The organism is Candidatus Thioglobus sp., assembly GCF_028599055.1.
Taxonomy (GTDB): Bacteria; Pseudomonadota; Gammaproteobacteria; order PS1; family Pseudothioglobaceae; genus Thioglobus_A.
This window is the reverse complement of the sequence record NZ_JAQRMS010000030.1, coordinates 5,495-13,018: the sequence shown is the minus strand read 5'-3', so window position 1 is coordinate 13,018 and position 7,524 is coordinate 5,495. Positions and strand designations below refer to the sequence as shown.

The following is a 7,524-nucleotide window of genomic DNA, read 5'->3' as shown; positions in this document are numbered from 1 at the left end:
GGTTTTGAAAATGTTGCCATGCTTGATGGTGGTAATGCAGCGTGGACAGCTAGTATGGAAGAGCTCATCACAAGCGCGAATAATACTGAGGCGAAAAATTTTATCGCAAATGATGCACATAGTGAAATTCTAGCAACTATTGACGATGTTAAATCAGCACTAAGTAATTCTATAATTACTTTGGTGGATACCAGAGATCTGCGTCAGCATATTGGCGTTAAGAAAAAAGATTATGTATATGATTTTGGCCATATTCCCGGTTCTAAACTTTTGCCGTATAAAATGCTACATCCAGCAAAAGGGGTGATGAATTTTGTCAGTAAGTCTCAAATAGCAGAGCGTCTAAAAGCTCTGAATATTAATCCTGATGGCGCTATTATTTTGTATTGTAATAGTGCCTATGAGTGCTCTTCAGTCTGGTTTAGCTTGTATGAGATTTATGGCAATCACCAAGTGCGAATTTATGATGGCTCTCTACACCAGTGGACCAAAGACCCGAATAATCCAATGACAACCATTTTGGCTAATTAGTTATAGAATTATTGACCCTAGTCAAGTTTTTTTTGTCTTATACATTTTAAAATGATGCTATATTTACATCAATCATAAAAAGGAACGAGTGTGAAATTAAAAATACTGTTAGTGGCGCTAGGTTTGCCATTATTAAGCTTTGCAGGTGGTCAAGAAATTTATTCGGAAAACTGTGAAAAGTGCCATGGTTTTTCACGCCAAGGCTCGTTAGGTTTGCCGCTTTATCGTTCAACCGTTGCTAATCATTCTGACCAATACCTTGCTAAAACGATTCGTTATGGCCGTCCTGGTCGAATCATGCCAGCGTTTAATTTGTCAGGCGCACAAACAGCTAAATTAATTCGTTTTTTGCGTGCTGGCATTAAAGCGCCTCAATATGATCCAACCTCAATTGCAGGTGATGCTGATGCAGGTAAATATACTTACGAGCAATATTGTCAGCGTTGTCATGGCGCGCAATTGCAAGGCGGTGAAGGTACGGGTAAAAATTTCTCATGGCAAAAAGACCGTGAGGTATCGCCACCAGCGCTCGCTAATCAAGGCTTTTTGCATGCTGCTGAAGATCAAATGATTAAGCACATTATTATGAATGGCATTCAAGACACCGAAATGATGGCGTTTGGTAAAGAGTTTAACTTTACCGATAAAATGGCCAATGATCTAGTAGCTTATATTCGCTCTCATGAAAAGCCTATAGAACAGCATAAATCGAGTGCTGCTGAAGAAGAGCCATTAGTCTTTGTTTATGAAAGTGCTAATGATTTAGGCACGACTGTTGATAAATTACGGGATTCTGCTGCTGCTTATAATTTTAGAGTATATCCATCTCGAACTTTATTTGAAGGTTTGGGTGGTATAGCGGGTGAAGATGAAAAACAGGTAGTTATTCGTTTTTGTAATTTTAAAAATATGCAAAAGTTCCTAAAGCTTGATCCAAGACTGGGTGTTATTCTGCCTTGTCGTGTCACCGCTATAGAAGATAAAAATGGCCAAGTTAAGGTGTATTTGGAAAACTATATGCATGCTGTCGAGCGTTTTAATAATGAACAGATTTCTATTGACGCACAAGAGTTAATTAACAATATGAAAGAGATGGTTGAGGAGGCAGTATGGTAGTCAGAGCCCTAGCGCTATGTGTGCTAATGTTTACAACAAGTGTTTTTGCCAATCATGGTGAGTTGTTAATTGAGCGTGTTAATGCCAAGTTTTCGTACACTTGGCTAGCGCTTGATAAAACCATCAAGGCCCATAATTACAAGGCGGCTTATCTACAGCGTTGTGATTTTGCCCTAAATGAGCGTCATTACAAATCAGATAAATACCGTATTCTTTTCTTCGGTCAGTATGATGAAATGAAACGTATGACCGACAAATATCCTGAACTCGCACCATTTATTCCATTAAAGATAACAGTCATGGAAGAAGGGGCGCACTCTTTGATCATCGCCACGCCACCAATTACACTCTTGCCGTTAGTTACAACTAATGAAGATAGAATGACCATCTTCCGTTGGAATGAGGACATGAAGAGTATATTGAATCAAGTGAAAAGTCAGTATCAGTAATTAATACTATTTAAAAAAAACATTAAAAAAGCCTTGAAAATTCAAGGCTTTTTTAATGTTTAATGGTTGGTTGATTATTCAGGGCCTTTATCGTAAAAGCTATAGCCTGAGTCGATGTAGGTAATCTCACCAGTGATACCTGAAGCCAAATCTGAACATAAGAACGCAGCAGCATTACCCACTTCTTCGGTGGTTACAGTACGCTTAAGTGCTGATGAGTCAGCGGCGTAATCAAGTAATTTACCAAAGTCTTTAATGCCTGAAGCGGCCAATGTTTTGATTGGGCCTGCCGATACTGCGTTCACACGAATGCCACGCTCAGGGCCTAAGCTTGCAGCCATGTAGCGCACATTTGCTTCTAATGAGGCCTTGGCAACACCCATCACATTGTAGTTTGGAATAGCGCGGATAGCGCCTAGGTAGCTAACCGTTAATAGGGCGCCATTGTCATTTAGCATTGAACCCGCACCTTTGGCAAGTGCAGTAAAACTGTATGAGCTAATATCGTGAGCGGTTGCAAAATTCTGGCGTGTGGTTGCATCAACATAATTTCCATCTAAAGCTTCTCGAGGTGCAAAAGCCACTGAATGCACAATAATGTCAAAATTATCCCAATGCTGTTTCAGCTCAGTAAACGTCTTTTCGATGCCTTCGTCTGTTGCTACGTCACATTCAATCACAATGCTAGAGTTGCAAACTTCAGCGCATTTATCAACACGTTTTTTTAATTTTTCATTCTGATAAGTTAGTGCAATTTCACATCCTTGTTTTGCCATCGATTCAGCAATACCCCAAGCGATAGAGCGATTTGATGCGACACCAACAACCAATGCTTTTTTTCCAGTCATGAAACCCATAGAAACTCCAATATGTCATTAATAAAAAACAAATTATAACCTACACAGCACCTATAATATCAACCTGTTATTGTAATTCTTAGTTTGAAAATGTTGGATCTTTTCCTAACCCCAATTCGTGCATTTAGAATGCGCTATATCCCGCTTTTATTAATATACTTTTCGTATGGTAGCGGCGTATTTACAGCGATTGCTGAAAACTTTTGGGTAAAAGACACACTGGATATGACAGCTGCAGATTTAGCCGAGCTAGGTATTTGGCTAGGTGTACCATGGACAGTTAAGATGATTTTCGGACAGATGGTGGATAGTATCAACATTTTTGGGTCCAACCGTAAATCCTATGTTTATATTGGTGCGGTGTTGATTACCGTTAGTTCGCTGCTAATGATTGCTGTGGTGGGTGATTATGCCATTGTTGAAAACTACCCTAAGAAAACGATTTATATTTTTGCCAGTGTTATTGCGGTAGTCGGCTTTGTCATGCAGGACGTGGTGGCTGACACCATGACCACTGAGGTGATTGATAAAACCCAATCGCAAGAAAAAATTAACCAAGAGTTGGCAACCATTCAAGTATTGGCGCGCTTGTCATTAGGTTTTGCTATTTTTATTACTGGCTGGATCGGTGGTGAATTGGCCGATGTATTTCAGGATAATCGTGAGGTGGTATTTAAAATTGCATTATTTGTGCCGCTATTATCCATCCTGGGTGTGACACTGGTTAAGCTTAATCCGGTGCCAGTTTCTCCTGTTAATAAGCATATTTTATACGGCGGTTTATTGTTTGCGGTGTTTGTGGTGAGTATGGGTTATAACGACGTGCCTTATTCCCAAGAGATCGTCTTTATTATTTCACTTTCGGTAGTGCTGTATTTCCTTTCAGATCTGATTAATGATTTAGACGCAAATACCATTCGCCACATCAAAATGGCGATGATTATTATCTTTGTCTATCGCGCAATGCCTTCGGTAGGTGCGGGGCTTTCATGGTGGCAGATTGATGTATTGGGTTTCGATGAATCGTTTTTTGCGAAATTATCAGCCATTGGTGGTGGTATTGCGTTGGCTGGCATGTGGTTTTCGGCTAAATTTATCATCAAGCGTGATATTGCCGAAGTGCTGATTTTCTTAACCATTGTTGGCACCTTGTTATCTATGCCGATTGTGGCGATGTATTATGATATTCACACCATGCTGGGTTTTGATGCGCGTACAGTGGCCTTGGTTGACACTGCAATGGCCTCACCATTTGATTATATTGCCCAAGTGCTTATGCTAACCTTAGTGGCTATTTACGCCCCGGAAGGTAAGAAAGGCACCTGGTTTGCACTGATGGCTACTTTGATGAACATTGCCCTAAGCGCAGGTGGCTTGTTAACCAAATATTTAAATAAAGTGTTTGTTGTTAGTCGTGAAGTGGTTACCGATGGCGTGGTGACAACGGCGCAAAACTACACCGAGTTGGGTAGTTTGCTTTGGGTGGTGATTATTGTTGGTTTTGTGGTGCCGATTGTTACTATTATTAAATACAACCCAAATAAAGCATGACTCACGCTAGATGGTATTTTTTAACCGTATTATTGATCGTTGTTGATCAATTAACTAAGTTATTGGTTTATGGTTATATCAAGCCGCATGAAACATTTGAAATCACTTCTTTTTTAAGTTTTTCTCATGTGCATAATTATGGCGCCGCCTTTAGTTTTTTGGCTAATCAAGATGGCTGGCAGCAATATTTTTTACTGAGTGTTTCTATTATTGCCAGTTTGGCTATTATTATTTGGATGACAAAAACCAGCCAGCGCCACGCTCTCAAATTAGGCGCATTAAGTTTAGTGCTAGCCGGTGCAATCGGCAATTTAATTGATCGGGCGGCACTGGGTTTTGTGATTGACTTTATTGATCTTCATTATCAAGATTTCTACTGGCCAATATTTAATGTGGCTGATATAACAATTGTTATGGGCGTATTTTTGTTAATTTTGGCTGACATTAAAGATGGCAAGAAGGTGAATAAATGAGTGATTGTTTGGTAATCGGCGGTGGCGTGATTGGCATGATGACAGCTAGAACGCTCGCACTTTCTGGCGCTAAAGTCACCTTGCTCGATCAGAGTCAATGTGCACAGGAGTCGTCTTGGGCGGGCGGCGGTATTATTTCACCCCTGTATCCATGGAAGTATGACGATCTAACCAATGAGTTAAGCATTGCTTCGCAGCAGGTTTATGAGCAACTTTGTGCACAGATTCATGAGGACACTGGGCTTGATCCGCAGTATCTCAAGTCAGGCTTATTGATGATGGATGAATTTGACACGCCTGAAGCAAATGCGTGGTTAGAGCGCTATAACTTGGACTACGAGAAACACCCGAAAGGCGCACTATTTACCAACATTGCTCAAGTGCGTAATCCTCGATTATTAAAAGCACTTAAGGCAGATATTATTAACAAAGGTGTCAATATTATTGAGCATACTAAAGTCGAAGGTTTGCTGACTGAGGGTGATCGCGCCATTGGGGTTATAACCGATCAAAAGAAGTATATGGCTGATCATATTGTGGTGTGTTCGGGCGCTTGGAGCTCGCAGTGGCTATCGTTATCTGAGGAGATTTTCCCCATGAAGGGTCAGATGATTGTACTTAAAGCCAAACCTTCAGAGGTGGCGCATATTGTGCTGGATCAGGGTCGTTATATTATTCCTAGAAAAGATGGGCGTATACTAGTGGGCTCAACCATGCAAAAAGTTGGCTTTGATCGAAGTACCGATGAACAAACGTGTCAAGCTTTGCATCAGTTTGCTGCGCTGCGGTTTGAGGCGTTAGCCAATGCAACTGTTGAGTATCATTGGTCAGGGTTTAGACCGGCGAGTGCTTCTGCAAAAGTGATGCTGGGTAGGCATGGTGAGTTTGATAATGTATATTTAAATACTGGCCATTTTCGTAACGGTCTTAATATGGCGCCAGAAAGTGCCAAAAGAATTACTCAATTAATTACTCATGAAGTATAAATTAATAGCCATTTTCCTTATCTTAGCAGCATCTGTCGCTAACGCACAATTATTTAAAGTGTCTAATCAAGGTGCTATTTTGGATAAATCTAGTCAAGATCATCGCTGTGTATTGGATGATCGATCAAAACTGGTGTGGGAGGTTAAATTGACAGATGAGGGTTTGCAAAATACGCTTAATACGTACACTTGGTTTGATGGAAAAACAGGCACGCAAAATGGCGATTATTCGCACAATTGTCATTGGACAAAATCATGCAATACTCAGGCCTATGTACAAGCGCTCAATAACTTAACATTATGTCAACAAACCCAGTGGCGCCTGCCCACTGAAGCCGAGTTAAGAACGCTGCTGGTTTATGGTGATAATGACTTACTCATTAATCAAGCTTTCTTTAACAACACCCAGCTTAAATCTTATTGGAGTGCTGATCAGCTTAATGATGAGATTGCGATTGATGTGCCGTTTTTTTATGGCGGTAGCAAGAGTGCGGACAAGTCTTTTGATGCCTACGTACGCCTGGTGAGTGATGCTCACTAGAGAAATAGATTCGGCGTTGTTAGCGTCTTATTCAGATGACATACCCAGCTTTCTAAAAAAAATATACGCCTCACGCGGTGTGAGTGAATCGCAATTATCACTCGGTTTGGCTCAATTACTCACCCCTAACTTTAATCAATTAGATCAAGCGCTGGCTTTGTTGGAATCAGCACTTGTTGAGCAAAAACGCATTTTAATTGTTGGTGATTTTGATTGTGACGGCGCAACCGCTTCAGTAGTGGCGGTTAAATCTTTGCGAATGATGGGGGCAAAATATGTCGATTTTTTAGTGCCTAATCGTTTTGAACATGGTTATGGCCTAAGCCCTGAAATTGTGACTTTAGCCATTAAAGAAAAACAGCCTGATTTAATCATCACGGTTGATAATGGCATTTCTAGTTTTGATGGTGCTAAATTAGCCAAAGAGAATAATATTCAGGTTATTATTACCGATCATCACCTGCCAAGCGACACTCTGCCAGAGGCTGATGCAATTATTAACCCTAATCTTAAAGGCTGTGAATTTCTAAGTAAAAATTTAGCCGGTGTTGGCGTGTGTTTTTATTTGTTTTCAGCGCTTAAAACCCATCTTAATAAAATCCAATATTTTGCAAGTAACAATATCATTCTGCCTGATTTGCGCACTGTACTAGATTTAGTCGCACTAGGTACGGTGGCCGACGTGGTCAAACTTGATCAAAATAATCGGATTTTAATTGATCAAGGTATCAAGCGCATTCAGCAAAAATTGTGTTCACCAGGTATTTTGGCGCTATTAGAAATTGCAAATCGCCCTGTACAAACGCTGCAAGCCAGTGATTTGGGTTTTGCCGTGGGCCCAAGGCTCAATGCAGCAGGGCGTTTGAGTGATATCTCTCGCGGCATTAAGTGTTTATTAACCGATGACATTAATGACGCTCGGCGTTATGCTCAAGAGCTAGAGGCGTTTAATCAAAAGCGCAAAGAAGAGCAGGCTCGTATTCAAGATCAGGCGCAAGCGATTGTTGATGAGCAAGATGT

Annotated in this window: 9 protein-coding genes; 8 read left to right on the top strand and 1 reads right to left on the bottom strand. The window is 40.7% G+C overall.

Features of this window, described 5'->3' with window-relative positions; translation table 11 throughout:
- The 3 genes from PSN35_RS03425 to PSN35_RS03415 form a co-directional block, all read left to right on the top strand.
- Positions 1-531 (top strand): sulfurtransferase (locus PSN35_RS03425; protein ID WP_300029457.1); only part of this gene is annotated, 531 nt, incomplete at its 5' end.
- A gap of 90 nt (positions 532-621) precedes the next feature.
- Positions 622-1,647, top strand: coding sequence for a c-type cytochrome (locus tag PSN35_RS03420; RefSeq protein ID WP_300029455.1), 1,026 nt, complete (start codon positions 622-624; stop codon positions 1,645-1,647).
- Positions 1,641-2,096, top strand: a complete 456-nt coding sequence (locus tag PSN35_RS03415; protein ID WP_300029453.1) for a hypothetical protein — start codon at positions 1,641-1,643, stop codon at positions 2,094-2,096. The genes PSN35_RS03420 and PSN35_RS03415 overlap by 7 nt, the downstream gene beginning before the upstream one ends.
- A 74-nt stretch (positions 2,097-2,170) precedes the next feature.
- Here PSN35_RS03415 and PSN35_RS03410 read toward each other — a convergent pair whose 3' ends face one another.
- The gene (locus PSN35_RS03410; RefSeq protein WP_300029451.1) at positions 2,171-2,953 is read right to left on the bottom strand and encodes an enoyl-ACP reductase; all 783 of its coding nucleotides are present in this window, start codon (positions 2,951-2,953) and stop codon (positions 2,171-2,173) included.
- A gap of 90 nt (positions 2,954-3,043) precedes the next feature.
- Between PSN35_RS03410 and PSN35_RS03405 the strand changes: the two genes are divergently transcribed.
- The 5 genes from PSN35_RS03405 to PSN35_RS03385 form a co-directional block, all read left to right on the top strand.
- Positions 3,044-4,504, top strand: coding sequence for a hypothetical protein (locus tag PSN35_RS03405; RefSeq protein WP_300029449.1), 1,461 nt, complete (start codon positions 3,044-3,046; stop codon positions 4,502-4,504).
- Positions 4,501-4,977, top strand: coding sequence for a signal peptidase II (gene lspA / locus PSN35_RS03400; protein WP_300029447.1), 477 nt, complete (start codon positions 4,501-4,503; stop codon positions 4,975-4,977). The genes PSN35_RS03405 and lspA overlap by 4 nt, the downstream gene beginning before the upstream one ends.
- On the top strand, positions 4,974-5,963 hold the full coding sequence (locus PSN35_RS03395) for an FAD-binding oxidoreductase (protein WP_300029444.1): 990 nt from the start codon (positions 4,974-4,976) through the stop codon (positions 5,961-5,963). The genes lspA and PSN35_RS03395 overlap by 4 nt, the downstream gene beginning before the upstream one ends.
- Positions 5,953-6,504, top strand: a complete 552-nt coding sequence (locus tag PSN35_RS03390) for a DUF1566 domain-containing protein (RefSeq protein ID WP_300029441.1) — start codon at positions 5,953-5,955, stop codon at positions 6,502-6,504. The genes PSN35_RS03395 and PSN35_RS03390 overlap by 11 nt, the downstream gene beginning before the upstream one ends.
- Positions 6,494-7,524 (top strand): DHH family phosphoesterase (locus PSN35_RS03385; RefSeq protein WP_300029438.1); only part of this gene is annotated, 1,031 nt, incomplete at its 3' end. The genes PSN35_RS03390 and PSN35_RS03385, both read left to right, overlap by 11 nt.

What these genes read in the sequence shown, in the direction of transcription:
- PSN35_RS03415 (WP_300029453.1), top strand. Translation starts at nt 1,641, where the DNA reads ATGGTAGTCAGAGCCCTAGCGCTATGTGTGCTAATGTTTACAACAAGT.
- PSN35_RS03410 (WP_300029451.1), bottom strand. Translation starts at nt 2,953, where the DNA reads ATGGGTTTCATGACTGGAAAAAAAGCATTGGTTGTTGGTGTCGCATCA.
- PSN35_RS03405 (WP_300029449.1), top strand. Translation starts at nt 3,044, where the DNA reads ATGTTGGATCTTTTCCTAACCCCAATTCGTGCATTTAGAATGCGCTAT.
- lspA (WP_300029447.1), top strand. Translation starts at nt 4,501, where the DNA reads ATGACTCACGCTAGATGGTATTTTTTAACCGTATTATTGATCGTTGTT.
- PSN35_RS03395 (WP_300029444.1), top strand. Translation starts at nt 4,974, where the DNA reads ATGAGTGATTGTTTGGTAATCGGCGGTGGCGTGATTGGCATGATGACA.
- PSN35_RS03390 (WP_300029441.1), top strand. Translation starts at nt 5,953, where the DNA reads ATGAAGTATAAATTAATAGCCATTTTCCTTATCTTAGCAGCATCTGTC.